This window comes from Mesorhizobium sp. B2-3-5, assembly GCF_006442395.1.
Taxonomy (GTDB): Bacteria; Pseudomonadota; Alphaproteobacteria; order Rhizobiales; family Rhizobiaceae; genus Mesorhizobium.
This window is the reverse complement of sequence record NZ_VFVX01000011.1, coordinates 82405-104205: the sequence shown is the minus strand read 5'-3', so window position 1 is coordinate 104205 and position 21801 is coordinate 82405. Positions and strand designations below refer to the sequence as shown.

The window sequence follows — 21801 nt, the reverse complement described above, 5'->3', positions numbered from 1 at the left end:
CCCTCGAGCGGTTCGGCGTTCACTGGGTTGACCCGCTCGGCCTCTTGTTCTTACCCAATTCCGGACGGAAAACCGCTACGCACTTTTCCTGGAGTTGCTTTAGTCGTCGCCTTCGACGACCCGCAGCCTGAGCTGCCCGGTCTTCGAATCGGCAACGCGCGGGCCGGGGTCGAGTTTCGCGGCCGGCGCCCGTGACGGCGTCTCCGGGCCGGCATCGCCATCGGCCTGCGCGCCGAACTCCAGCGCCTCGATCTTCTGGCCACGCTTGGTCACCTTCGATGTCGAGACGAGAATATCGTCGATGTCCTTGGCTGATTGGCCGAAATGCGTCTGCAGCTTGCGGACCCGCTCGTCGACGCGCGCGACATCCTCCATCAGGCGGATCACTTCGCCCTGGATCAGATGCGCCTGCTCGCGCATGCGGGCATCCTTCAGGATTGCCTGGATGACCTGGATCGACAGCATCAGCAATGACGGCGACACGATGACGACGCGGGCCCGATGCGCCCTTTGCACCACCGCCTCGAAATTCTCGTGGATCTCGGCGAATACCGATTCCGACGGCACGAACATGAAGGCGGTGTCCTGCGTCTCGCCCTGGATCAGGTATTTTTCCGAAATATCGCGAACGTGGATTTCGATATCGCGGCGGAAGGCCTGGGCGGCGACCTTCTGCAGGTCGGCGCCATCGGCGGCGCGGATGGCATTCCACGCCTCCAGCGGAAATTTGGCATCGATGGCCAGCGACGGCGCGCCGTTCGGCATCTTCACCAGGCAATCGGGCCGGCTGCCGTTCGACAGCGTCGCCTGGAATTCATAGGCGCCGTGCGGCAGGCCGTCGGCGACGATCGCCTCCATGCGCGACTGGCCAAAGGCGCCGCGCGTCTGCTTGTTGGAGAGGATGGCCTGCAACTGCACGACCTGACCGGCGAGCGACTGGATGTTGCCCTGCGCGGTGTCGATGACGGCCAGCCGCTCCTGGAGCTTCGCCAGACTCTCATGCGTGGATTTGGTCTGCTCGGTCATGGTCTGGCCGAGGCGGCCGGTCATGGCGTCAAGCCTCAGGCCGATCGACTGCGTCAGCTCCGCCTGACGCGCGCCGAACACTTCGGCGATAGCGCCCATGCGCCCCTGCATTTCGGCCTGGGCCTGCAATATGCCGGCCATCCGCGCCTCGGCGTCGCGGGCGTGGTCGGCAGCTTCCGCGGCGGCGACCGCGCGCGCCTTGGCCGACCGCCACAGCGCAACGACGAGCGCCACGAACAGGCCGAAAAATAGCAACGCGCCGAAGGCCAGCGCGTGGCCGAGCGTGATTGTCGAGGCGCCAAGCCGTGCGACAGGCTCCGAAAGGATGGTGCTCAGGTCATTCATGTGGACAGCATAGCCGATTCGGCCTGATAGCACAGATCAAAACGTGAACGAGGCTCGGGCGCACCGGTTGACGCCATTCCTGCGAGGTCTTAGGTGGAACGCCATGCCGATCAAGCCGCTCATCATCCTTCCCGATCCAATCCTGCGCCAGGTCTCCAAGCCGGTGGAACGCGTCGACGCGCCCTTGCAAAAGCTGGCCGACGACATGCTGGCGACCATGTACGACGCGCCCGGTATCGGACTGGCGGCAATCCAGGTCGGCGAACCGCTGCGCATGCTGGTGATTGACCTGGCCAAGGAAGACGAAACGCCGGCGCCGCACATCTTCATCAATCCTGAGATCCTGGATAGCGCCGATCAGCGCTCCGTCTACGAGGAAGGCTGCCTGTCGATCCCGGACTATTACGCCGAGGTCGAACGCCCGGCTTCCGTGCGGGTGAAATATCTTGACCGCGACGGCAAGCTGCAGGAGATGGAGGCCGAAGGACTGATGGCGACCTGCCTGCAGCACGAGATCGACCACCTCAACGGCGTGCTGTTCATCGACCATATCTCGAAGCTGAAGCGCGACATGGTGGTGAAAAAGTTCAAAAAGCTCGCCAGGGACAAGGCGCCGGGCAAGCTGGTGGGCTAGGGGGAAATGCCCCTTCGCGTCATCTTCATGGGCACGCCGGAGTTTTCGGTGCCGACGTTGCGCGCCATCGCCGAGGCCGGGCATGAAATATCAGCCGTCTATACGCAGCCGCCGCGTGCCGCCGGACGGCGTGGGCTGGAGTTGACGCCGTCGCCGGTGCAGCGCGAGGCCGAGCGGCTGCGCATCGCGGTGCGTGCGCCGACATCCCTCAAGAACGAGGCCGAACAGGCTGCTTTCCGCGCTTTGCAGGCCGATGTCGCCGTGGTGGTCGCCTATGGATTGCTGCTGCCGAAGGCGGTTCTGGAGGCGCCCCGGCTTGGCTGCATCAACGGCCATGCATCGCTTTTGCCACGCTGGCGGGGGGCTGCCCCCATCCAGCGCGCCATCATGGCTGGCGACAGCGAGACCGGCATGATGGTGATGCGCATGGAGGAGGGGCTCGACACCGGACCGGTGGGATTGGTTGAAAAATGCGCCATCGACCCCGATATGACAGCCGGCGATCTACATGATCGGTTGATGTGTGTTGGTGCTGCCCTGATGGTGGAGGCGCTGGCCCGGCTGGAAAAGAACACCCTTACATTTACCGCGCAAGCGGCGGAAGGGGTGACTTACGCCAGAAAAATCGATAAATCCGAGACGCGCATGGACTGGACTCGGCCGGCGGCCGAGGTCCACAACCACCTTCGTGGCCTGTCGCCCTTTCCCGGCGCCTGGTCCGAGATTGACATTGGCGGCCGCCCTGAGCGGCTGAAACTGCTCCGCTCGACGCTGTCTGAAGGCGTATCGCTTTCGGAAGATTTGGGCGAGTCGGGAGGAATTCTCGATGACCGTCTGACGGTCGCCTGCGGGACAGGCGCGATCAGGCTGGTCGAAGTTCAACGGGCGGGCGGAAGGCCCGCCGCCGCGTCGGAATTCCTGCGCGGAGCCAAGATCGAAAAAGGAATGAAGTTCTCATGAGCATGATGTCGATACGCGCGGCGACGCCGCGGGATCGCGAGGCTATCCGCCTCGTTGAGGAACACGCTTTCGGCCAGCAGTCGGAAGCCGGGCTGGTCGATGCGCTGGTGACCGGCGGCGATGCCGTTGCCGAACTGGTGGCGGAAGAGGACGGCCAAGTCATTGGCCACATCCTGTTTTCGCGCCTGTTCGTGCAGAACGGCGGCAAGCGTTTCGCGGCCGTGGCGCTGGCGCCGCTGGCGGTGGAACCTTCGTTCCATGGCAGCGGCATTGGCGGCGCGCTGATCCGCGAGGCGCATATCCGGCTCAAGGATGCCGGCGAGACGCTGGCCGTCGTGCTGGGCGATCCGGCCTACTACGGCCGTTTCGGCTACAGCCACGCCCGCGCCGAGAAGTTCGAGAGCGAGTATCAGGGCGAGGCGCTGCAGGCGCTGGCCTGGGGCGACGCCCCGGAAGCCGGCAGACTGGTCTACGCCCCGGCCTTCACCGCTCTCGCCGCGTAGCGCAGTCCGCCGTTTCACGGAAACGGCGAACTACGTCTTTGTTTAACGCAATTCCGAACGGTAAACCGCTTCACACTTTTCCTGGAATTGCTCGAGGCGAGAGCTCTGGTCGCAAATGCCGCGTTTTCGCCTCGACATCGAATATGACGGCAGCCTGTTTGCCGGCTGGCAGTATCAGGCCGACCAGCCTTCGGTACAGCAGGCGATCGAACAGGCGATCGAACGATTCTGCGGCGAGGCTGTCCGGCTGCGCGCCGCCGGCCGCACCGATGCCGGCGTGCATGCCACAGCCCAGGTGGCGCATGCCGACCTCGCCAAGGCATGGCCTGGCGACAAGGTGCGCGATGCCGTCAACGCCCATCTGCAGGCCGCCGGCGCACGTGTCGCGATCCTGAGGGCGGTGGCCGTCTCGGACGATTTCGACGCGCGCTTCTCGGCCACCGGCCGTCACTATCTCTACCGCATCCTCAACCGCCGTGCGCCTTCGGCGCTGGAAAAGGGCAAGGTGTGGTGGGTGCCAAAGCAGCTTGATGCCGGCGCCATGCACGAAGCAGCGAAGATCCTGCTCGGGCGGCACGATTTCACCACCTTCCGCTCGACGCAGTGCCAGGCCAACAGCCCTGTCAGGACGCTGGAGCGGCTCGATGTGAGCCGGACGGGCGACCTGATCGAGGTGCGGGCCTCGGCGCGTTCCTTCCTGCACAACCAGGTGCGCTCCATGGTCGGCTCGCTCAAGCGGATCGGCGAGGGCGGTTGGACCGTCGGCGACCTCAAGGCGGCGCTCGAGGCGCGCGACCGCGCCGCCTGCGGCCAGGTGGCGCCGCCCGACGGGCTTTTCCTGATCGGGGTCGACTATCCCAGCCAGAATCTGGAAGGCTCTAACCCCGATTGAGTCGGGAAGGCTTTATCCCCGGGTAAAGTCGGAAGGCTTTACCGGGGTAAAGTCGGGAAGTTTAACCCGGAACGAACCCCGACAAGCTCTGGGCACCGACATCGTCCGGTACGGTGATGCCAAGCAACATCTGCAGCCCGAACAGCACCAGCAGCGAGGCGATGAACATGCCGACGAAAACGGCGGTGCCGACCGCCGCGCCCCTGCCGATCGTCGCATTGGTCATGCGCCAGGTCAGCACCATCGACAGGGAAAACAACAGCAGAGACACAAGGCTCGAGACCTGGTTTGCCGACGACAGGAAAAGCCTGATCAGCGCCGAAGGCAGCATCAGCCAGGCGGTGATGGCCGAAGCCCAGTTGCTGGCGACGACATAATGGACGAAGCGGCCGCCGATGCCGGCACGCGGCGCGACCAGAGCGAGCGCGACCAGCGGCAGAACCCAGGAGCCGACATCGACCGTCGCCAGGCGCACCAGCATGCTGAAGCGGCCAACGAAGGCATCGGGATCAGCGATCTCGTTGGCGATGCCGACCCAGCCGACGATCAGTGCCGGTGCCGCGACGATGATGGCGAAAAAGGAATTCCAGAACCCATCCGCCGACAGGTCGAGCAGGCGCAGGCCATCGGCCTTGCCGAGCATCAGCCGCCAGGCGCCGGTCAGCGAAGCTTGGGTTTCGTCCGCTGAAAGCATGCTCAGCCCTGCCCGAACCAGTCTGCGATGAAACGCTGGTAGATCCGCGTCAGTGTTTCGAGATCGGCAATGGCGACGCGCTCGTCGACCATATGCATGGTCTTGCCGACCAGGCCGAACTCGACCACCGGGCAATAATCCTTGATGAAGCGCGCATCCGATGTGCCGCCCGAGGTGGACAGCCCCGGTTCCTTGCCGACCACAGCCTTGACCGAGCCGCGCAGCGTTTCGACCAGCCTGTCGTCGCGGGTCAGGAAGACATGGCTCGGCCGGTCGCGCCAGACAAGATCGTAGTCGACCGGCGTCTTCTTGCCTGACCGATACTTCTTGCGCTTGGCGGCCTGGTCGAGGCGGTTGTGGATTTCGGCCTGGACGGTCTCGGCCGTCCAGGTATCGTTGAAACGGATGTTGAAGGTCGCGGTCGCCTTGGCCGGGATGACATTGGTGGCCGGGTTGCCGACATCGATGGAGGTGACCTCAAGATTGGTCGGCTGGAAATCCCTGGTCCCCTTGTCGAAGACAGGATGCAGCAAGGCGTCGACCAGGCTCATCAGCCCACGCACCGGATTGTCGGCAAGCTGCGGATAGGCCGCGTGGCCCTGGCGGCCGTTGACCGTTATGGCGCCGGACAGCGAGCCACGCCGGCCGATCTTGATCATGTCGCCCAGGGTATCGGGATTGGTCGGCTCGCCGACGATCGAGGCGTCCCATGTCTCGCCCCTGGAGGCGGCCCATTCGAGCAGCTTGACCGTGCCGTTGATGGCAGGCCCTTCCTCGTCGCCGGTGATCAGCAGCGAGACGGAGCCCTTGGGGCCGCCATTTGTCTCGACATGACGCGCCACGGCGGCGATGAAACAGGCGATGCCGCCCTTCATGTCGACGGCGCCACGGCCAAACATCTCGCCATTGGCGATCTCGGCACCGAAAGGCGGGTGTGTCCAGGCGGCTTCGTCGCCGACCGGCACGACGTCGGTATGGCCGGCGAACATCAGATGCGGGCCGTTGCCGGACCGCCTTGCATAGAGGTTCTCGATGTCGGGCGTGCCGTCCTCGGAGAACACCGGCCGTTCGACTGCGAAGCCGAGCGGCTTCAGCATCGTCTCCAGCGCGGTCAGCGCACCGCCTTCGGCTGGCGTCACCGAAGCGCAACGGATAAGGGCGGCGAGGTTTGCGGCGGGATCGGTCGGCAGCGTCATGGCAAAAGCGATAGTCGAAAGCTGAGGGCCTGTCACGGCCAGACATAGGGGCCAGCGCAATGCCCGACGATACCGCCAACATTATGGTATTCACGTCGTATCGTTACCGGCAGGTGCGGAGCGGCAGGATGGCAAGTGGGGAAAAAAGGATCGTCGTCGCCGGCGCGGGCAGCATCGGCTGCTACGCCGGGGGCTGCCTGGCGCTTGCCGGTCGTCAGGTCGTCCTGCTCGCCCGGCCACGCATCGAGGCAGCGTTGCGGCAGGGCGGATTGCGCATCAGCGACCTTGAAGGCCGCGATCGCCTGATCAAGCCGGAGGCGCTTGGAATCACCGCCGATCCCGCAGCCGCCTTGCCGCAAGCGGACGTCATCCTGGTGACCGTCAAGAGCGGCGCGACGCAGGAGATCGCAGCGCTCATCGAGGCGCATGCCCGCCCGGATGCCATCGTGGTCAGCCTGCAGAACGGCGTCGACAATGCCGACAGGCTGCGCGCCGGGCTTGGCCAGCGGACCGTGCTGGCCGGGATGGTGCCGTTCAATGTCGTGCTATCGCCGGACGGCGAACTGCCGCTCGAGGTACGCCGCGCCAGCGACGGCAAGGTGATGATCGAGAACAGCGACGGCCTTGCCAATCTTCTCGATGTCGAAGGCTTTGCCGTCCAAACCCATCGCGACATGAAGGCGGTGCTGTGGTGCAAGCTGCTGATGAACCTGAACAATGCGCTGGTGGCACTGTCGGACCTGCCGTTGGCGAGAGAGCTCGCCGATCGCCGCTGGCGCCTGATCCTGGCCAGCCAGATGGACGAGGCGCTGCGGGCGATGAAAGCCTGCGGCATCGAGCCGGCGCGGACCGCCGGCTTGCGGCCGGCGCTGCTGCCCAAGGTGCTGAGGCTGCCGGACTGGCTGTTCAAACTGCTGGCGCGGCGGATGCTGGCGATCGACCCCGAGGCCCGCTCGTCGATGTGGGACGACTTGCAGCGCGGCCGTCCGACGGAGATCGACGACCTGCAGGGCGCCATTTTACGCCTGGCCGAAAAGGCGGGCACGCCGGCGCCGATCATACGGCGCGTGGCGGCGCTCGTGCATCAGGCGGAGGCCGACAGGCGTGGTGCGCCTGGCCTGTCGCCGGATGCCGTCAGGGCATGATACCGAAAAGTGTGAAGCGGTTTTAGGACGACATCATGCCCTATTTGGGTGATCGAGAGCCTCGGTCCTCGATCAAGGTGATCTTCTGCCAGATCTTGCGCGACAGGTTCGAGCTCAGATTCTCGATGTCGTTGACGCCGTCGATGACCACGTCATCGTTGACCGACTGGGCGAACAGGGCGGCGACCTTGCCGGTGATCGACAGCATCTCCGAGCAATAGTCGAGATAACGCGCCAGGTCGGCGGCGGTTGTGAGACGGCGAGCCGGGGAGTGAGCGGTCGGCTTGAAGCTGGCCGAAAGCGTCGCCGGATCCTTGGTCAGCTGGTGCATGTCGATGACGTGGATCAGCGAGCGCAGGCCATGCAGCTGGCGAAAGACCTTCTTGCGCTTGATGCGCTCCTCGGTGCGGACCAGGGCCAGAAAACCGAGCACGGCGAGTATGACGGTGTTGATCGAGGCCTCGATGCCTTGCACCGATTGCACGGCATCGTCGGTTCCGGAAATGCGGTCGAGCGGCAGGATGGTGCCGACGAACAGGAAGATCAGCACACCGGCGATGAAGGCCGCGACGATGAGGCCGCGCAGCCACCATATCGGTTCCTCGAGCGCCTTTGCCGCCTTGGCCAGATCGCGCGACAACGACACCAGTTCGGCCGCGACGCCGCGCAAGCCCGCTTCCGGGAAACGGTCGGCGATGCGGCCTTCCAGGCGTTCGGCGGTCTCGACGATCAGTTTCGGATCAAGCGTGCGGTAGCGCATGGCAAGATATCCGACCCCCTCATGAATCGGGCCTCAGGGTTGAGCCGGCTCGTTGGTGCGCGGGCCATAGCGGTTGGGCCCAGGCTGCCCTGGAAACAGGCACAACACAAGGAAGGCGACAATCGAGACGACCGGCACGAACAGGATCAGCGCGGCAATGCCTGGCTTGTCGAGGTCGTGCAGCCGCTTTACCGCCAACGCGATGTTCGACCACAGCGAGGCGACGAAAGCGATGAAGAAGATGAACGACCACATGTTGCTCTCGGCCGAGCCTTCCGGCACCAGCGTGAAGCGGTACAGCGGGAAGGCCTGGATAATGGCGACAAGCAATCCGCCGAGAAAATAGGCCGCGCGGCTGACGCGGCCCGATGTCTTGAAGAAGAGCCAGGTGAGATCTGATCTGTCAGGCAAGCGGGTCCGATCCATATTGATTGGCACCCCTGGTGCCTGCGAGGATGCCGAGCTCGACCAGCAGCCAGATGCCGCCAATGACGGGTACGAAGCCGATCAGCGTCCACCAGCCCGACTTGTTGCGGTCGTGCCAGCGTTTTGCATAGAGAGCAATCGCGAAATAGATCGATGCCAGCGCGACGAGGATGCCGATGATGCCGACCTGGGCGCCACTGGCCGTCGTGAAGCGTGTGCCCAGGATAGCATCGAGGATGAAGGCTATGATGGCGATCACGACGAATATGCCTATGCCGGCCCAGAATTTGCCCCGGTTGATGTGACCGTCGAAACTTGTCAACAGATACTTCCAGTCCATGTCACCCCTCCATTTGAACCAGCGCGACCGATTGCCGCGCCGGCGGAAGGTGCGCCCGCTTCGCGGAAAGATCAATCGCGCAGCAGCTCGTTGATCGAGGTCTTGGAACGGGTCTTGGCATCGACGCGCTTGACGATGACGGCGCAGTAGAGGCTCGGGCCAGACTCGCCATTGGGTAACGGCTTGCCCGGCAGCGAGCCGGCGACGACCACGGAATTTGGCGGCACTTCGCCATAGAAGATCTCGCCGGTGGCGCGGTCGACGATCTTGGTCGACTGGCCGATGAAGACGCCCATGCCGAGCACCGAGCCTTCGCGCACGACGCAGCCCTCGACGACTTCGGAACGCGCGCCGATGAAACAGTTATCCTCGATGATGGTCGGGCCGGCCTGCATCGGCTCCAGCACGCCGCCGATGCCGACGCCGCCAGACAGGTGGACATTCTTGCCGATCTGGGCGCAGGAACCGACCGAGGCCCAGGTGTCGACCATGGTGCCGCTGTCGACATAGGCGCCGACATTGACGAAGGACGGCATCAGCACGGCGCCCGGGGCGACATAGGCGGAACGACGCACGATCGACGACGGCACGGCACGGAAGCCCGCCTTCTCGAAATCGACGGCGCTCCAGCCGTCGAACTTGGACGGCACCTTGTCCCACCAGACAGCCTGGCCCGGACCACCCTTGATGATCTCCATCGGGTTGAGGCGGAAGGAGAGCAGCACGGCCTTCTTCAGCCACTGGTTGACGTGCCACTTGCCGTCGGCCTGCCGCTCGGCGACGCGGGCGGTGCCGCGGTCGAGCAGGTCGAGAGCCGACTGGATGGCGTCGCGCGTCTCGCCGCGTGTCGCCGTCGAAATGGCGTCGCGTTCCTCGAAGGCCTTGTCGATGGTCTTTTCGAGGCTCGCCAGATCGGGCTTCGACATGATTTCGCTCCATTACCAAGCTGTTAAGGGGCTGCGCCTTAACCTGTTTAAAAGTCGCGCGGACCCTATGTTAAGGCTCAATGAGGGTCAATCGTGGCTGCGTCACGGGACGACGCAAGTAAAGGAATGGACGGGTGGATTCGATGACTCCCATGGAAAAGGCGGGATGGACGCCGCTGCCGCATTCAGACGAGGATCTGGAGCGGTCGAAAAGCGTGCCGGACACGCCGCAGACGCGGGCCGAAACCTACCGCCTGGCCTGGAACGATCCCGACTTCATGACGCGGCGCGAACTGCGCGCGGTCAGGCTGCAACTGGAACTCTTGAAGCCGGAAATGATCCTGGCCGAGCGCGGCATCCGCTCGACGGTGATTCTGTTCGGCGGCGCGCGCCTGCCGGAGCCCGGTGGCGAAGCCTGGGCGGCCAAGAACGAGACGCAGAAGAAGAACCTCGAGGAAAACAGCAAATATTACGAGGAGGCGCGCAAATTCGCCCGCCTGTGCTCGCAGCAGTCGGCCACATCGTACTACCGCGAATATGTCGTGGTGACCGGCGGCGGTCCGGGCGTGATGGAGGCGGGAAACCGTGGCGCCGATGATGTTGGCGCGCCGTCGATCGGGCTCAACATTGTCTTGCCGCACGAGCAGGCGCCGAACGCCTATGTGACGCCGGAGCTCTGTTTCAACTTCCACTATTTCGCCGTCCGCAAGATGCACTTCGTCATGCGCGCCAAGGCGGTGGCGGTGTTTCCGGGCGGCTTCGGCACGATGGACGAATTCTTCGAGACGCTGACCCTGATCCAGACCGGGCGCATGGAGCGCGTGCCGGTGATCCTGTTCGGCAAGTCGTTCTGGAAACGGGCGATCAACCTCGACTTCCTCGCCGAGCAAGGCACGATCAGCCCCGGCGACCAGGACATAATCGATTTCGTCGACACCGCCGACGAGGCCTGGGACATCATCAGCCGCTTCTACAAATTAGGGGAGTAAGGCAGTAGGCAGTAGGCAGTAGGCAGTAGGCAGTAGAAGAATTGCGCTCGAAGCGGAGACTGGAAGCACTGTGTTTCCCTATTTCCTATCCCCTACTGCCTACTGCCTCACTCTTGTTGCCCTGCCCCTGCGACTATCCCTGTCAGGAACCCGGCCAGGTCGTCGGTGACGAAATCGACGTCGTCCTCCTGCGCCGGGTCGCGTTCCCATATCTCGGAAAAGGTCGGCTCGAAATTGCGCGGCACCACGAGAACGGTGGTCATGCCCAGCGACTTCGGCACGGCCAGGTTGCGGGCCAGATCCTCGAACATCACCGCATTGTGGCCGGTGACGGCGTGCAGTTCGGCGAACTTCTCGTAGGTCTGGCGGGCGGGTTTGGGATTGAGATCGGCCGCGACGATATCGAAGATGTCGTCGAAATGATCTAAGATGCCGAGCTGGCGCGCGGTGCGCTCGGCGTGCTTGCGGTCGCCATTGGTGAAGATGAACTTGCGGCCCGGAAGCTGGCGGATGGCGGTGCCCAGGACCGGGTCGGGCACCAGCCATGAATAGTCGATATCATGGACCTTCTCGAGAAAATCGTCGGGATCGATGCCGTGGCGCGTCATCAACCCGTTCAGCGTCGTGCCATATTCGAGATAGAGCTCCTTCTGCAGCTTGCGCGCCTCCTCGCGCGGCAACGCCAGCAGTTCCCCGACATAGGCGGTCATCTTGACGTCGATCTGCGAGAACAGATTCGAATGGTGCGGATAAAGCGTGTTGTCGAGGTCGAACACCCAATCGGTGACATGAGCGAAGCGGGCGGGATCAGGAAGCGTGGTCATGCGCTCCTTATGGCATGAAACGGGAATTCTGGAAGGAACTTTATCCACAACTTCCGCGCGCCGGCAGTGGCGGAAATGACCCCACCATTCAAATTTTAAGCAACCGGGAAAGGTGGCCTTCAGGGCTTGCTGGCACAGAGGCATACCTGTGGGAGCCCGCGATGAACAGCATCATTCTGAAATCCGCCGCCGTCGCTTTTGCCTCCGTCGCCGCCTCTCTCCTGCTGACGCTGATCATCGTTCCGGCCATGGGTTTCCCGATCAACCGGACGATCTGGCTGACCTCGACGCTCTGTCCGCTTGTGCTTGCGTGGGTGGCCTGCGTCAGCACCTTCTGGCAGAGTGACCGACTGCAGAACGCGCACCGCGAACTTGCCCGCGCCCATGCCGAACTCGCCGCGGCGCACCGCAGCCTGGCGGAAAAGGCGAGCCGCGACGACATGACCGGCATGCTCAACCGGGAAAGCTTCTTTGCCGCCCTGGACGGTTCCCGGCGCAAGTCCGACCGCGGCTCGCTGCTGATCATCGACGCCGACCATTTCAAGACGATCAACGACAATTTCGGGCATCTGACAGGCGACGACGCGCTGCTGTTGATCGCCAGCGCCATCGAGCGTGGCGTGCGCAGCGGCGACGTGCTCGGCCGCATCGGCGGGGAGGAGTTCGGCGCTTATCTTGTCGGAGCCACCGAGCAGGAGGCCAAGCGCGTTGCCGAGCGGATCCGCCGCGAGGTCGAGCTGATCCGCTTCCGGCCTGTCGATGAACGGACCATCCCGCTGACCGTCAGCATCGGCGGCACGGTCTGCGGCGAGGATGTCAACGTATCGGAGCTGATGCGCGCCGCGGACCGGCGCCTCTACCAGGCCAAGCACCGGGGCCGCAACCAGACGATCCTCGGTACGGACATTTCCGAGGCCGCGTGAGCGGGCCGGCCTGGCAAACCCGGCCCGTTAAGGCCTGTCCAACCCTGTTTGCACCGGGTTGTGCCGCTTGCCCGCCTTATCAATGCCTTGAGACCGGGCTTGGCACGATACTAGGTTGTCGGGGGCCGATCCGTCCCGGGCCGACCCGAATGAAGTCGTCGAGGTCAATGGCTGGATCCTGAAGCGAGCGACCTGGCATGATCTTCGACAGCTACGAGGCGTATCGCGCCGCCAGCATTCCGGTTGTGGTGCTGGAAGCCGGCTCGCGGAGTTCAGCGACAAGCCGCGGGATTTCCACCGTGGCACCACGGTGCACGGTGATATCCGTCTGAGTGGCCAGGGACTTCCGCGCCGGCGACGGGCGCGGTTGCCGGTCAGGTCAACGGTTTGTTGAGCGCTGTCAGGTCGGCGCGGTGATGCAAAAGCGTGAGAGCGCCTATGCCTGCCGCTCGGACCTGCCGAAACGCCGTTCCAGATATGCCTGGCCGAATTCCAGCGCGATCGAGAGTATCCAGTAGATCATCGAAGCGGTGATCAGCATCTCGATATGGCGGAACTCCGTCTGGCCCATCGTGCGGGCGAGATACATGATCTCCCAGACACCGACGACGGATACGAGCGAGGAATCCTTCAGCATGGCGATGAATTGATTGCCGGTGGGCGGGATGATGACGCGCATGGCCTGCGGCAGGATGACCAGCGCCATGGTCTGACCCGGGCTCAGGCCGAGCGCGGTCGCGCCTTCGCTTTGTCCGCGCGGGATACTTTCGATGCCGGCGCGGAAGATCTCGGTCATATAGGCGCCATAACACAACGACAGCGCCAGAATGCCGGCCGGCACCGCGCCGATCACGTAGCCGACCTGCGGCAGGCCGAGATAGATGATGTAGATCTGCATCAGCAGCGGCAGGCCTCGAAACAGCGACGTGTAGAAGGTCGCCAGCCCGAAAACGAGGCCGTTGCCGGTCAGCTTGGCGATGGCGCCGACAAGCGCGATCGTCGTCGCGATCAGGATCGAGATTGCCGAGATGTAAAGCGTCGTGGCGACACCCTGGGTAATCAGGAAGCCGACCTTCCTGGCGATAAAGGCAAAGGAGAGGTCGAAGGAATAGAAGAACAGCATCAGCAGCGCGAACAGCTCGATCCAGACGCCGGCGATCTGCTGGCGTCGCGGCAGGAGCAGCAGCAGCTTGCAATTCACCAATACCAGGAGCGCGATCAACACGGCGGAAAGCGCGCGCGACAGGGCCGGGTTGGCCTGCAGCCAGTCGGATGCAACCGGCATCAACGAGCCGATCCAGCTCGACTTGATGCCCATGGTGTAGAGGGCCGCTGCCAGCAGCGCCGGAACAAGCGCGGCCGCCGCACGGCGGGCGAGCCCTGGGTTGGAGAGCATCAGCCTGCCGATCATGCCGCCACCTTGTCTTTGGCGGTGGCGCGGCGTTCCCGCCACCAGTCCTGCGCCTGCAATTTCCAGTAGGTGACCTGCGCGGCGGCCAAGCCGGCGGCGCCGCCTGCCCAGCTCAGCCCGAACGGCGCGAACTGCCGGTACCGGTCCGAAACGCCCAGAATGCCTTCAGCGACGAGTTTTCCGGCAATCGCCGTGGTGTTGAGGCCATGGCCACCGAAAGCGGTGCAATACCAGACACCCGGCTGCAGTTCCCCGATCTGGGGCATCAGATGCCGGGCATAGGACATCAGCCCGGACCAGGCCAATTCGGTCTTGAGGCCGGCGAGCTGCGGGTAGGTGCCGACCATCTCCCGGCGCAGCTCGCGCGCCAATGCCTCGGCGGGAGCGGCGCGCGTGGTGATGCGCCCGCCCCACAAAAGGCGATTGCCGCTCTCGACCAGACGATAATAGTCGCCGGCCCGCCTGTTGTCGCCGACTGCATCCGTCGTGGCGACGGCCTGCGCAATGAGGCGGGGAGCCGCCTCGGAAACCATCACATAAGTCGCGATGGGCAGAAAGGCGCGGTGTAGCTGGCCGAACACCGGACCGGTGTAGCCGCCGGTCGCCAGCACGACATGGGACGCCCGAAGCGTGCCCTGTCCCGTGTGGAGCATCTTTCGCGTCCCGGACAGGTCGCATTGCACCACCTCGGAACTCTCATGGATCTTGCCACCCAGGCGCTCGATCTCGTCGGCCAGGGACCGCAGATAGTTCAGCGGATGGATGTGAAAGGCGTTCGGGTCGCGCAGGCCCTGATGGTAGCGAGCAGACCTCAGCACCGAGCGGACGGCTTCCGTGCCTAGATATTGAAGCTCGTAACCGTGGTCGCGCACCATCTGCTCGGCATAGGCCTTCAGCGCGTCGCCGTCGTCGTAACGCAGGACACTGAGCAGGCCGGCGCGCGGCATGGCGGCCGCTATTGCCAGCGCCTCGATGGTGTCGCGCACGAATTCGACGCCCTCGATCGACAGCCGGTGCAGTCCGCGCGCCGCCTCCCTGCCGACGCGCGCGGCAATGGCCTCGCCGCCGGTGGCGAAGCCGGGCGTGACGAAACCGCCATTGCGGCCGGAGGCGCCGAAACCGACAGACTGGGCTTCCAGCACGGCGACATGCAGTCCGGCGCGCGCCAGCTGCAGCGCCGTCGTCAGACCGGCCAGTCCCGCACCGACGACGGCCACGTCACATTGCGCCTCGCCCTGGAGGGGAGGCCTCGTCTTGCGGTCGGCAGCGGTGCGGGCATAGTAGGTGTCGGGATAGGCCATCGGCGACTTTGCGGTAAGTGGCGGTGCATTTGGCGGGGTGACGCCCGCCGGCCGCCAGACGGCAGCCGGCGGAATTATCTTACTTGGCGCTGTAGTCCTTGCCGTACCACTTCGTGGTCAGCGCGGCGAGCGTGCCGTCCGTCTTCAGCTCGGCGATGACGCCCGCGACCTTTGCCGTCCACTGGGGGTCGTTCTTCTCGGCGATGACGACGAGCGGTTCGCGGAAGGCGTACTCGCCTTCCAGGATCTTCACGGGATAGCCATTCTTGACGGCATTCTGCGCCGTCTGTTCCGGCGCGATCACGGCATTCAGGCGCACGCCGTCGCCAAGCCTCAGATCATCGAAGGGAAGCATGGAATCGGCGAAGGTGCGGATCTCGCCCGGTTCGAGCTTGTATTCGACGGGAGGCAGGCCGGGAGCGTCGATTTCGAGCTTGCGGCGAATGAAGTCCTCCGAGGTGGTGGCCGTCTCGACACCGATCACCTTGCCGTTGAGATCGGCGACCGACTTGGCGTTGCTGTCCTTGTGCACGACGTAGACATAGGGGCTGTAATAATAGATACCGACAAAATCGATCACCTTGGAACGGGCCTTGGTCGGCGTGACCGATCCGACCCCGAGGTCGTAACGTCCCTGCCAACGTCCGCCGGTCAGCGTCGCCCAGTCGGGCGTTTCGAACGAGACCTCGACACCGAGCCGCTTGCCGATCTCGCGCGAGACATCGATGTCGAACCCGGCGAGTTCGTTGCTGTCGTTGAGGAAGCTCTGCGGTGGCCAAGCCGCGTTTGTCGCGACGATCATCGCCTTCTTGGACGTGACGCGGTCCAAGGTTTCCCCGGCCATGGCTGCCGTCGTGACCGCGAACGTCGCGGCGGCAAGAACGGCGAATTCGAGCAGCTTTTTCAAAGTTATCCCTCCCTCGTGTTTGAAACTGACATGATGCGTGACGGGCGTCGGACCCCAGTGCTTTCGGCCACAAGGTCAACGCGGATCAGGTTTCGATTGTGCCCACCACAGCCGAAGCTGGTTCCCTCCGATGGACCGGCGTTTGTTACGTCTGACAGTCGGGTCGCAAAAAGAAGGGTTCTACCCGGCGAAATGCCGGATAATGGCGATCGTGCAGTCATTGCGCGCCTCGAGGCGGCATAATGCCGGATGTTGCGCCCAGCACCGCCGGCTTGAGCCATTGCTCAGGATTGTCGCCGGGGCGGTTCAACCGATAGGATCGTGCCGACCGATTTGACCGTTCCAGCGCCGACCGTGCGAGAGGATTTGATTGTGGAATTGACCGAGAAGGACCGCCAGTTGCTCGCGCTGATGCAGAAGAACGCACGTGAGCCGGTCGCATCGTTGGCACGTCAGCTCGGCGTATCCAGGACGGCGCTGCAGGAGCGGATACAGAAACTCGAGGCGGGCGGCATCATCGAAGGCTATGCCGTGCGACTGACCAAGGCGGCGGCCCAGAATTCCGTCCACTGTTTCACCTTCGCCGCCCTGAACAACAAGAGCTACCCGGACGTCTCCAGAAAGATCAAGGCGATGCCGTCGATCCAGGCGGTCTTTGCCATAACCGGCGAATGGGACCTGATCATCCACCTTGCCGCCGACACGCTCGAGAAGCTCAACCGGGAGGTGAATGCCGTCAATGAAATCAACGGCGTCGTTAAAACCGCTTCCCATGTGGTGATGGAAACGAAGTTCAATCGCAACATCTACGCATTGTAAGACAGACGGGTAAGACGGGCGTCGCGCCAACGGCGCCAGACACCGGCGCCGCCGAAGCCTCCAAGAAGCCGTCCGCGGCATACCGGCGGCCGAGAGAAGGATCGGCCGACCGCGAAATTGTGCCGACGTGATGTCGGCCGGTCAGATCCGGCCCAGGGGCTATACCATCGCCGGGTCGAGCGCCGGCTGGTCCTTGCGGCGCGCGACGATCGCCTGGAAATCCGCGGTCTGGAAGGCGTCGCGCAAAACGTCGAAGGACGGCAGCACGAAATAGGCGCGCTGGAATTTGTCGATCTCGTAGCCGGTGCGCATCACCGTTTCGAGATCGAAGGGCACATGATGGGCATCCTTGCTGTCGACAGCGAACTGCAATTCGGTAAAGGACGACATCAGGCCGGCGCCAAAGGCCTTCAGCGGCTGGCCAGCCTCCTGGATCAGGCCGTATTCGGCCGTGTACCAGTAGAGCCGCGTGATCATCTCGTCGCCGCCGAGCGCGATGATGTCACCGGCCTTCTTGCCATACATCTGCATGAAGTCGGCGAATACCGGCTGCGACAGCACCGGCACGTGGCCAAAGAAATCATGGAACATGTCGGGCTCGACGATGTAGTCGAGCTCCTGCCTCGTGCGCAGCCAGTTGGTGACCGGGAAGCGGCGGTTGGCGAGATGATCAAAGAAGGGGGCGGCTGGAATGAGGCCCGGCACGGCGACGATCCGCCAGCCGGTCAGCTCGCGCAGCTTGGCGCTGACGTCCTCGAAATCGGGAATGCGATCGAGCAGGCCGAGCTTCTCGACGCCATCGAGATAGGAGTGGTGGGCGAGCTTGCGCGTCAGTTCGGTCTGGCGGTCGCACAGCGTGCGCCACACCGCCTGTTCCTCGGCGCTGTAGTCATAGCCCTGCGCCACGGTGAAATCGGCACGGCAGACCGAATAGTCGCCGCGCAACCCCTGCGCCGCGCAGTCGCGGGCATATTCGGCAACACTCATCGTCGTCATGGTTTTTCTCCTCACAAATCATGAATGGCGAACGTGCCCGGAGATTAATCGGATTTCCTGAGGCAAATCGGTTTTGATGATGGATCGAACGGCGTATTCTGGATAATATTCACTCAAAGAGCGCCTCTAAGGGGTGAAAATGCCTCAGTTCGACGATTTCGAGATCAAGATGCTCGATGTCCTGCAACGCGACGGACGCAAGCCTGTCTCCGAGCTGGCGCAGGAGATCGGCCTGTCGACGACGCCGTGCGCGCGGCGCTTCGAAGCGCTGCGGGACGCCGGCATCATCAAGGGCTTCGCCGCGGTGATCAGCCGGCGCGCGGTCGGCCTGATGGTCGAGGTGTTCATCCAGGTGCGCCTGGTCAGCCACAGCGACGGATCGCCAGAGAGCTTCATTGCCGCGGTCCAGCGTATGGACGAGGTGTCGTCATGCTGGACGATGACCGGCGATCATGACTTCCTGCTGCATGTCATGGTGCCCTCGGTAGACGACCTTAACGCTTTCGTCATGCACCGGCTGATGCGGCTCGACGGCGTGCGCGACGTCCACACGCAATTGGTGCTGCAGAACATCAAGGGACCCGGCCACGTGCCGCTCGGGCATCTGAAGCGCTGAGGCCGCTTCCGGTTTTTTGCGGAAAAGCTGCACGCAAACTGCTGGGATCGGCCCATTCGGCGCCCGGCGCGCCGGCCAGCATGAACGGACCAGCCACCGAGGAGGTCCGCCATGAAAATCGTCCTGATCAACCCACCGCACACCGCCATCGGCAGCCGCGTGCCGGACGACCATCTGCCGCCGCTCGGCCTGCTGGCGATCGGCGGCCCGCTGATCGATGCCGGCCATGACGTGCGGCTCGTCGATGCCGAATTCGGGCCGATGCCGCTCGACATGGTGGTGCGCGACGCGCTGGATGACCACCCCGACTTCGTCCTGATCGGCCATTCCGGATCGACCTCGGCGCACCCGACCGCCCTGCTGATCGCCGAAATGATCAAGCAGCGCGAACCCGCCACCTTCATCATCTATGGCGGTGTCTTTCCGACCTATCATTGGCGCGACATACTGGCGGCGACCGACGTCTTCGACTTCATCGTGCGCGGCGAGGGCGAGGCGACCGTTGTCGCCCTGGTCGAGGCGCTGGAAATGCACCAGGCGCCGGCAAGCGTGGCCGGCATCGCCTTTCGTGACGACCTTGACCGGCCTTTCGCCACGCAGGCGGCGATGACGATCACCGAGCTCGACGCCTACCGCGTCGGCTGGGAGCTGATCGAACACCCCAAGTACAGCTATTGGGGCGGCAAGCGCGCCGTGGTCATGCAGTTTTCGCGCGGCTGCCCGCATCAGTGCAATTATTGCGGCCAGCGCGGCTTCTGGACCCGCTGGCGGCATCGCGACCCCGTGAAGTTCGCCAGGGAGATCGCCTGGCTGCACCGCGAGCACGGCGTCGAACTGATCAATCTGGCCGACGAGAATCCGACGGTTTCGAAGAAGGCCTGGCGCGCGTTTCTGGATGCGGTGATTGCTGAGAACGTGCCGGTGCTGATCGTCGGCTCTACCCGTGCCGACGACATCGTGCGCGACGCCGACATCCTGCATCTCTACCGCAAGGCCGGCGTCATCCGTTGGCTGCTCGGCATGGAAAACACCGACGAGCATACGCTGCAACTGATCCGCAAGGGCGGCAGCACCTCATCCGACCGCGAGGCGATAAGGCTGCTGCGGAAACACGGCATCCTGTCGATGGCGACCTGGGTGGCAGGCTTCGAGGACGAGGGGTTTCGCGACCTCTGGCGCGGCTTTCGCCAGCTCCTCGCCTATGACCCCGACCAGATCCAGGCGCTTTACGTGACGCCGCACCGCTGGACGCCGTTCTTCCGGATCGCCCGCGACCGCAAGGTGATCCAGCAGGATGCGCGGCTGTGGGATTACAAGCACCAGGTGCTGCACATGACGCGGCTGAAGCCGTGGATGCTGTTCTTCAGCGTCAAGCTGATCGAGCTGGCGGTGCAGTCGCGGCCGAAGGCGCTGGCGCGCATCCTTTTCCATAGGGATCCCGAGCAGCGGCACTCGATGCGCTGGTATACGAAGATGGGCCGGCGCGTGTGGTTTCGGGAAGTCTGGGGGTTTCTGATGACGGACCGCCGGACGAAGGATGGTCCGACACTCGCCGCGTTCTGGGGCGCGCCGCAGGACGCCGAGGAGGAATCGATGGCAGTTCCGCGACCAGCGCGAAAAGCGGCGGCAGTCGCGCGGCGCCTGAGCGGTCCTCTTCCGCGTTCCACCGCCGGAGGCCGGACCAACCCTGGCCGTTGACGGGCAATGCGCTAACTTTGCAATTGGGCCGCTGGCTACCGGCAGGAGGAAGCGATGAACCTTGTCACGTACAAGAAGATGAAGGGTGACCGGCAGATGCCTTGGGGAAAAGGCACTGTCGTGACGGGAGCCAAGGGATACGTCTTTCTTGCCGGCAATACAGGCACCGCCGAAAATTACGATCCGTCCAGTGGCAAGGGCGGTGCCGTTGGTGACGCAGCGACGCAATGGCGCTCCATTCTGATGAACATCAAATCAGATCTGGAGGAGCTCGGCAGTTCGCTCGAACACCTCATCAAGATCACTCAATACGTCACGGGACCATTCCCGAACGGAGGTGCCCTCAGCTCGCCAAATTTTCGGTTGGACGTGATGGATGAATTTTTCGCCGAGCACTGTCCCAAGCATTGCAGCTACAACAATCCGCCACCGTCGGAAGTGATCGGAGTCGCCGCACTCGCCCATCCCGACCTCGTCGTCGAAATCGTGGCGGTCGCGGCCCTGCCGGATTAGGCGCGTGTCAGCCAGCGCTGTCGCCGCACCACCTCAGGGCACGATCAGCGTGCCGGCGCCGTGCTCGGTGAAGAGTTCGAGCAGTACGGAATGCGCGGTCTTGCCGTTGAGGATGACGACGCCCTCGACACCGCGCTCGATCGCTTCGATGCAGGTCTCGACCTTGGGGATCATGCCGCCAGAGACCGTGCCGTCCTTGATCAGCGCCCTGGCCTCGGCGACGGTCAGCTCGTCGATCAGCTTCTTGTTCTTGTCGAGCACGCCGGGCACATCGGTTAGGAACAAAAGGCGAGAGGCCTTGCAGGCGCCGGCGATGGCGCCGGCAAAAGTGTCGGCATTGATGTTGTAAGTGTGACCGTCGCGGCCGGGCGCCACCGGCGCCAGCACCGGGATCATTTCGGAGCGCGCCAGAAGGTCGAGCAGCGTGCGGTCGACTTCGACCGGCTCGCCGACGAAACCGAGATCAAGCACCCGCTCGATGTTGGAATCCGGGTCGATCATCGTCTTGCGCGCCTTTTCGGCGAACACCATGTTGCCGTCCTTGCCACACAGGCCGATCGCCCATTCGCCCTCGGCGTTGATCAGGGCGACGATCTCCTTGTTGATCGAGCCGGCCAGCACCATTTCGACGATCTCGACCGTCTTCTGGTCGGTGACGCGCAGGCCGCCCTCGAATTTGGATTCGATGCCCATCTTGGTCAGCATTGCGCCGATCTGCGGCCCGCCGCCATGGACGACGATCGGATTGACGCCAGACTGCTTCAACAAAGCAATGTCGCGGGCGAAGGCCTTGCCGAGTTCGCTGTCGCCCATGGCGTGGCCGCCATATTTCACAACGACCGTCTTGTTCTCGTAGCGCTGCATGTAGGGCAGCGCCCGCGACAGGAGGGCGGCTTGCATTTCGGCGGTGGCGGCGACGTCCGTCATCGGCATGGTTCCCGGCTTTGGATATGTATG

At 63.8% G+C, this 21801-nt stretch carries 24 protein-coding genes; 11 read left to right on the top strand and 13 right to left on the bottom strand.

What is annotated here, in order from left to right:
• Positions 1 to 99 precede the first annotated feature (99 nt).
• Positions 100 to 1371, bottom strand: a complete 1272-nt coding sequence (locus tag FJ958_RS15315; protein WP_140743960.1) for a DNA recombination protein RmuC — start codon at positions 1369 to 1371, stop codon at positions 100 to 102.
• Positions 1372 to 1474: 103 nt separating this feature from the next.
• Between FJ958_RS15315 and def the strand changes: the two genes are divergently transcribed.
• The 4 genes from def (at position 1475) to truA (ending at position 4360) form a co-directional block, all read left to right on the top strand.
• Positions 1475 to 2005, top strand: coding sequence for a peptide deformylase (def, locus tag FJ958_RS15310; protein ID WP_140743958.1), 531 nt, complete (start codon positions 1475 to 1477; stop codon positions 2003 to 2005).
• A gap of 6 nt (positions 2006 to 2011) precedes the next feature.
• A complete protein-coding gene (gene fmt / locus FJ958_RS15305; RefSeq protein ID WP_140743956.1) occupies positions 2012 to 2965 on the top strand; it encodes a methionyl-tRNA formyltransferase in 954 nt (317 codons plus the stop codon).
• On the top strand, positions 2962 to 3468 hold the full coding sequence (locus tag FJ958_RS15300; protein WP_140609877.1) for an N-acetyltransferase: 507 nt from the start codon (positions 2962 to 2964) through the stop codon (positions 3466 to 3468). The genes fmt and FJ958_RS15300 overlap by 4 nt, the downstream gene beginning before the upstream one ends.
• Before the next feature lie 115 nt (positions 3469 to 3583).
• Positions 3584 to 4360, top strand: a complete 777-nt coding sequence (truA, locus tag FJ958_RS15295) for a tRNA pseudouridine(38-40) synthase TruA (RefSeq protein ID WP_140743954.1) — start codon at positions 3584 to 3586, stop codon at positions 4358 to 4360.
• Positions 4361 to 4421: 61 nt separating this feature from the next.
• On the opposite strand, the gene FJ958_RS15290 is transcribed toward truA, so the two are convergent.
• Complete coding sequence (locus tag FJ958_RS15290) at positions 4422 to 5054, bottom strand: transporter (RefSeq protein WP_140743952.1); 633 nt, start codon at positions 5052 to 5054, stop codon at positions 4422 to 4424.
• Between the two features lie 2 nt (positions 5055 to 5056).
• Complete coding sequence (dapE, locus tag FJ958_RS15285) at positions 5057 to 6250, bottom strand: succinyl-diaminopimelate desuccinylase (RefSeq protein ID WP_140743950.1); 1194 nt, start codon at positions 6248 to 6250, stop codon at positions 5057 to 5059.
• Between the two features lie 128 nt (positions 6251 to 6378).
• Here dapE and FJ958_RS15280 point away from each other — a divergent pair, with 128 nt between their 5' ends.
• Positions 6379 to 7395 (top strand): 2-dehydropantoate 2-reductase, encoded by a 1017-nt coding sequence (locus tag FJ958_RS15280; protein WP_140743948.1) that lies wholly within the window; start codon positions 6379 to 6381, stop codon positions 7393 to 7395.
• Between the two features lie 40 nt (positions 7396 to 7435).
• Here FJ958_RS15280 and FJ958_RS15275 read toward each other — a convergent pair whose 3' ends face one another.
• The 4 genes from FJ958_RS15275 to dapD all read right to left on the bottom strand — a co-directional run bounded on the left by FJ958_RS15275 (position 7436) and on the right by dapD (position 9847).
• Positions 7436 to 8155 carry a hypothetical protein gene (locus FJ958_RS15275; RefSeq protein ID WP_140743946.1) on the bottom strand — a complete coding sequence of 240 codons (720 nt, stop codon included), beginning with the start codon at positions 8153 to 8155 and terminating at the stop codon, positions 7436 to 7438.
• Between the two features lie 33 nt (positions 8156 to 8188).
• Positions 8189 to 8566, bottom strand: coding sequence for a DUF805 domain-containing protein (locus tag FJ958_RS15270; RefSeq protein WP_246679603.1), 378 nt, complete (start codon positions 8564 to 8566; stop codon positions 8189 to 8191).
• Complete coding sequence (locus tag FJ958_RS15265) at positions 8559 to 8921, bottom strand: DUF805 domain-containing protein (protein ID WP_140743942.1); 363 nt, start codon at positions 8919 to 8921, stop codon at positions 8559 to 8561. The genes FJ958_RS15270 and FJ958_RS15265 overlap by 8 nt, the downstream gene beginning before the upstream one ends.
• Before the next feature lie 71 nt (positions 8922 to 8992).
• A complete protein-coding gene (gene dapD, locus FJ958_RS15260) occupies positions 8993 to 9847 on the bottom strand; it encodes a 2,3,4,5-tetrahydropyridine-2,6-dicarboxylate N-succinyltransferase (RefSeq protein WP_140743940.1) in 855 nt (284 codons plus the stop codon).
• A 143-nt stretch (positions 9848 to 9990) separates the two neighbouring features.
• On the opposite strand from dapD, the gene FJ958_RS15255 reads away from it, so the two are divergent.
• Positions 9991 to 10836 carry an LOG family protein gene (locus FJ958_RS15255; protein ID WP_140744105.1) on the top strand — a complete coding sequence of 282 codons (846 nt, stop codon included), beginning with the start codon at positions 9991 to 9993 and terminating at the stop codon, positions 10834 to 10836.
• A gap of 107 nt (positions 10837 to 10943) precedes the next feature.
• Here the strand turns inward: FJ958_RS15255 and FJ958_RS15250 are convergent, their stop codons facing one another.
• Positions 10944 to 11660, bottom strand: a complete 717-nt coding sequence (locus FJ958_RS15250; RefSeq protein WP_140743938.1) for a pyrimidine 5'-nucleotidase — start codon at positions 11658 to 11660, stop codon at positions 10944 to 10946.
• A 161-nt stretch (positions 11661 to 11821) separates the two neighbouring features.
• Between FJ958_RS15250 and FJ958_RS15245 the strand changes: the two genes are divergently transcribed.
• On the top strand, positions 11822 to 12583 hold the full coding sequence (locus tag FJ958_RS15245) for a GGDEF domain-containing protein (RefSeq protein WP_140743936.1): 762 nt from the start codon (positions 11822 to 11824) through the stop codon (positions 12581 to 12583).
• Between the two features lie 436 nt (positions 12584 to 13019).
• Here the strand turns inward: FJ958_RS15245 and FJ958_RS15240 are convergent, their stop codons facing one another.
• The 3 genes from FJ958_RS15240 to FJ958_RS15230 all read right to left on the bottom strand — a co-directional run bounded on the left by FJ958_RS15240 (position 13020) and on the right by FJ958_RS15230 (position 16139).
• Entirely contained in the window at positions 13020 to 13994 is a 975-nt protein-coding gene (locus FJ958_RS15240) for an amino acid ABC transporter permease (protein ID WP_140743934.1), read from the bottom strand.
• A complete protein-coding gene (locus FJ958_RS15235; RefSeq protein ID WP_140743932.1) occupies positions 13991 to 15295 on the bottom strand; it encodes an FAD-binding oxidoreductase in 1305 nt (434 codons plus the stop codon). The genes FJ958_RS15240 and FJ958_RS15235 overlap by 4 nt, the downstream gene beginning before the upstream one ends.
• Positions 15296 to 15374: 79 nt before the next feature.
• Positions 15375 to 16139, bottom strand: a complete 765-nt coding sequence (locus FJ958_RS15230) for a transporter substrate-binding domain-containing protein (RefSeq protein WP_246679606.1) — start codon at positions 16137 to 16139, stop codon at positions 15375 to 15377.
• Positions 16140 to 16574: 435 nt separating this feature from the next.
• Between FJ958_RS15230 and FJ958_RS15225 the strand changes: the two genes are divergently transcribed.
• The gene (locus tag FJ958_RS15225) at positions 16575 to 17021 is read left to right on the top strand and encodes an Lrp/AsnC family transcriptional regulator (protein WP_246679602.1); all 447 of its coding nucleotides are present in this window, start codon (positions 16575 to 16577) and stop codon (positions 17019 to 17021) included.
• A gap of 159 nt (positions 17022 to 17180) precedes the next feature.
• Here FJ958_RS15225 and phhA read toward each other — a convergent pair whose 3' ends face one another.
• On the bottom strand, positions 17181 to 18017 hold the full coding sequence (phhA, locus tag FJ958_RS15220) for a phenylalanine 4-monooxygenase (protein ID WP_140743928.1): 837 nt from the start codon (positions 18015 to 18017) through the stop codon (positions 17181 to 17183).
• A 139-nt stretch (positions 18018 to 18156) separates the two neighbouring features.
• Between phhA and FJ958_RS15215 the strand changes: the two genes are divergently transcribed.
• The 3 genes from FJ958_RS15215 to FJ958_RS15205 all read left to right on the top strand — a co-directional run bounded on the left by FJ958_RS15215 (position 18157) and on the right by FJ958_RS15205 (position 20844).
• Complete coding sequence (locus tag FJ958_RS15215) at positions 18157 to 18633, top strand: Lrp/AsnC family transcriptional regulator (protein WP_140743926.1); 477 nt, start codon at positions 18157 to 18159, stop codon at positions 18631 to 18633.
• A 111-nt stretch (positions 18634 to 18744) separates the two neighbouring features.
• Positions 18745 to 20331, top strand: coding sequence for a magnesium-protoporphyrin IX monomethyl ester anaerobic oxidative cyclase (bchE, locus tag FJ958_RS15210; protein WP_140743924.1), 1587 nt, complete (start codon positions 18745 to 18747; stop codon positions 20329 to 20331).
• Positions 20332 to 20385: 54 nt separating this feature from the next.
• On the top strand, positions 20386 to 20844 hold the full coding sequence (locus tag FJ958_RS15205; protein ID WP_140743922.1) for a RidA family protein: 459 nt from the start codon (positions 20386 to 20388) through the stop codon (positions 20842 to 20844).
• A gap of 33 nt (positions 20845 to 20877) precedes the next feature.
• Here the strand turns inward: FJ958_RS15205 and argB are convergent, their stop codons facing one another.
• The gene (gene argB / locus FJ958_RS15200; protein WP_140609858.1) at positions 20878 to 21771 is read right to left on the bottom strand and encodes an acetylglutamate kinase; all 894 of its coding nucleotides are present in this window, start codon (positions 21769 to 21771) and stop codon (positions 20878 to 20880) included.
• Positions 21772 to 21801 lie beyond the last annotated feature (30 nt).

What these genes read in the sequence shown, in the direction of transcription:
- FJ958_RS15300 (WP_140609877.1), top strand. Translation starts at nt 2,962, where the DNA reads ATGAGCATGATGTCGATACGCGCGGCGACGCCGCGGGATCGCGAGGCT.
- FJ958_RS15265 (WP_140743942.1), bottom strand. Translation starts at nt 8,921, where the DNA reads ATGGACTGGAAGTATCTGTTGACAAGTTTCGACGGTCACATCAACCGG.
- truA (WP_140743954.1), top strand. Translation starts at nt 3,584, where the DNA reads ATGCCGCGTTTTCGCCTCGACATCGAATATGACGGCAGCCTGTTTGCC.
- FJ958_RS15245 (WP_140743936.1), top strand. Translation starts at nt 11,822, where the DNA reads ATGAACAGCATCATTCTGAAATCCGCCGCCGTCGCTTTTGCCTCCGTC.
- FJ958_RS15250 (WP_140743938.1), bottom strand. Translation starts at nt 11,660, where the DNA reads ATGACCACGCTTCCTGATCCCGCCCGCTTCGCTCATGTCACCGATTGG.
- FJ958_RS15280 (WP_140743948.1), top strand. Translation starts at nt 6,379, where the DNA reads ATGGCAAGTGGGGAAAAAAGGATCGTCGTCGCCGGCGCGGGCAGCATC.
- argB (WP_140609858.1), bottom strand. Translation starts at nt 21,771, where the DNA reads ATGACGGACGTCGCCGCCACCGCCGAAATGCAAGCCGCCCTCCTGTCG.
- FJ958_RS15240 (WP_140743934.1), bottom strand. Translation starts at nt 13,994, where the DNA reads ATGATCGGCAGGCTGATGCTCTCCAACCCAGGGCTCGCCCGCCGTGCG.
- FJ958_RS15315 (WP_140743960.1), bottom strand. Translation starts at nt 1,371, where the DNA reads ATGAATGACCTGAGCACCATCCTTTCGGAGCCTGTCGCACGGCTTGGC.
- FJ958_RS15230 (WP_246679606.1), bottom strand. Translation starts at nt 16,139, where the DNA reads ATGGCCGGGGAAACCTTGGACCGCGTCACGTCCAAGAAGGCGATGATC.
- def (WP_140743958.1), top strand. Translation starts at nt 1,475, where the DNA reads ATGCCGATCAAGCCGCTCATCATCCTTCCCGATCCAATCCTGCGCCAG.
- FJ958_RS15275 (WP_140743946.1), bottom strand. Translation starts at nt 8,155, where the DNA reads ATGCGCTACCGCACGCTTGATCCGAAACTGATCGTCGAGACCGCCGAA.
- fmt (WP_140743956.1), top strand. Translation starts at nt 2,012, where the DNA reads ATGCCCCTTCGCGTCATCTTCATGGGCACGCCGGAGTTTTCGGTGCCG.
- FJ958_RS15215 (WP_140743926.1), top strand. Translation starts at nt 18,157, where the DNA reads ATGCCTCAGTTCGACGATTTCGAGATCAAGATGCTCGATGTCCTGCAA.
- FJ958_RS15205 (WP_140743922.1), top strand. Translation starts at nt 20,386, where the DNA reads ATGAACCTTGTCACGTACAAGAAGATGAAGGGTGACCGGCAGATGCCT.
- dapE (WP_140743950.1), bottom strand. Translation starts at nt 6,250, where the DNA reads ATGACGCTGCCGACCGATCCCGCCGCAAACCTCGCCGCCCTTATCCGT.
- FJ958_RS15290 (WP_140743952.1), bottom strand. Translation starts at nt 5,054, where the DNA reads ATGCTTTCAGCGGACGAAACCCAAGCTTCGCTGACCGGCGCCTGGCGG.
- dapD (WP_140743940.1), bottom strand. Translation starts at nt 9,847, where the DNA reads ATGTCGAAGCCCGATCTGGCGAGCCTCGAAAAGACCATCGACAAGGCC.
- phhA (WP_140743928.1), bottom strand. Translation starts at nt 18,017, where the DNA reads ATGACGACGATGAGTGTTGCCGAATATGCCCGCGACTGCGCGGCGCAG.
- FJ958_RS15255 (WP_140744105.1), top strand. Translation starts at nt 9,991, where the DNA reads ATGACTCCCATGGAAAAGGCGGGATGGACGCCGCTGCCGCATTCAGAC.
- FJ958_RS15235 (WP_140743932.1), bottom strand. Translation starts at nt 15,295, where the DNA reads ATGGCCTATCCCGACACCTACTATGCCCGCACCGCTGCCGACCGCAAG.
- bchE (WP_140743924.1), top strand. Translation starts at nt 18,745, where the DNA reads ATGAAAATCGTCCTGATCAACCCACCGCACACCGCCATCGGCAGCCGC.